Raw genomic sequence first — 1,737 nt, forward strand, 5'->3', positions numbered from 1 at the left:
CGCTGACCAGGCCGTCGCCGGTGACGCCGGCGCCGTGCACCAGCCCGCGCAGCGGCTTACCGGTCTCCTCGGCCGCGGCCACCAGCCGCTCTGCCACGCCTTCGGCGGCGATGTCGCCGGCCACGAACACCACCTCGGCGCCCAGGCCGGCCAGGTAGTCGCGCTGCTCTTGCGACGGTTCGCGGCGGCCGTTGAGCACGATGCGGCCGGCGCCCCGCTCCGCCAGCCAGCGGGTGACGACGGTGCCCAGACCGCCCAGCCCGCCGGTGAGGATGTAGGAGCCGTCCGGTCGGACCACCGCGTCATGGCGTTCGCCGTCCAGTGCGGCACGGATCATCCGTTCGACGTAGCGTCCGTCGCCGCGCAACGCGACAACGTCGTCGCCGGTCGAGGCGGCGAGTTCGTCGGTCAGCGTGCCGAGCACATCTGCGCTGCCCACATCGAGCAGGGTGACGCCGAGGTCCGGCTCGCCGGCCAGCACCCGGGCCGCTTCGCCGGGGAACCGCCAGTTCCGAACCAGGCCCTTCAGCGCGCCGATCGCCGGGTCGCCCGGCTCGTCGTCGTGGACCGACAACCCGCCGCGGGTGACCAGCCACAGCCGCGGCGAGGTGCCCTTGCAGCCGTCGACGGCCGCGTGCGCGGCGGCCGTGATATCCACCACCAGGTCCTGGGCCCGCTTCAGGGCGGCATCGGTGGCTTCCATGTCACCGCCGTCAAACGGCGGGTTGGCCAGCAGCACGACGATGCCGACCGGCTGCGAGCCGGCGGTCGTGGCGAACGCCTCCGCGACCGCGGACACATCGGCCAGCGGGGCGCTGACCGCACGCCGCGTCGAGGAGGTGAGCTTGTCGGTGAGTTCGGTTGCGAGAGCCTGGGCGGCAGTGTCGTTTTCGGCCAGCACCAGCCAGGTGCCGTCGGCCACCGCGCCGCCCTCGGCGGGGCTAAGCACCCAGGCGGCGTCGAAGATCTTCTGTTCCAACGGCAGCGGCACGCTGGCCGGATCGATCGGCTTGAGCTCGACACCGGTCAGCTCGGCGAGCACGGCGCCGGCGTCGTCGGTGAGCACGACGCGGCCCCGGTGCGTGCCCGATTCCAGCTCGGCGTGGCCGCGGACCCGGCCGGGGATCGGGCCGAACAACCGGATCGCTTCCACCGAAACCGCTTGGTAGGAAGCGTCTTCCGACTCGGCAGGGATGGCGGCGGCCAGTTGCTGCAGCGCGGCGTCGAGCAGCACCGGGTGGATGCGGTACTCGGGGTGATCGGCGACCTCGTCGGACAGCGTGATCGCGGTGCCCGGCCCGGCAACCGGGCCGGGCGGTGTGCCCGGTTGGGTCACGTCGGCGACCGCGTATCGCGTCCAGCTGCCTCCGCCCGAGCGGGCTTGGATCTCAACACGATTCGCTTCGGGGGTCACTGAGAGCTGAGTGGTGACGCGGGTCGCGGCGTCCAGGATCAGCGGCCGCTCGATAGTGAGCTTGCTGACCGTGGCGGCGCCGAGCGCCTGGGTGGCAGCGGCCAACGCCATCTCGGCGAAGCCGGCTGCCGCGAGGACGGCGTGGCCACCGATCGTGTGGTCGGCCAGCCATGGCAACGTCTCGACCCCGATGTCGTTCTGCCACACATGCTCACACCCGGACGGCAGTTCGACGTGCGCGCCCAGCAACGGGTGGACGTGGGTCAGCCGCTGGGCGGCGGGTTTCTTCTCGACCCAGTAGCTGGCGTGCAGCCATGGCGAGG

1 protein-coding gene is annotated in these 1,737 nt (G+C 72.3%); it reads right to left on the minus strand.

Going from position 1 to position 1,737, the window contains the following annotated elements; all coding sequences use genetic code 11:
* On the minus strand, positions 1 to 1,737 hold a 1,737-nt coding region (locus AC2VNT_RS03075; RefSeq protein WP_486945458.1), incomplete at both ends, for an SDR family NAD(P)-dependent oxidoreductase.

This window comes from Mycobacterium sp. TH-M15, assembly GCF_057473705.1.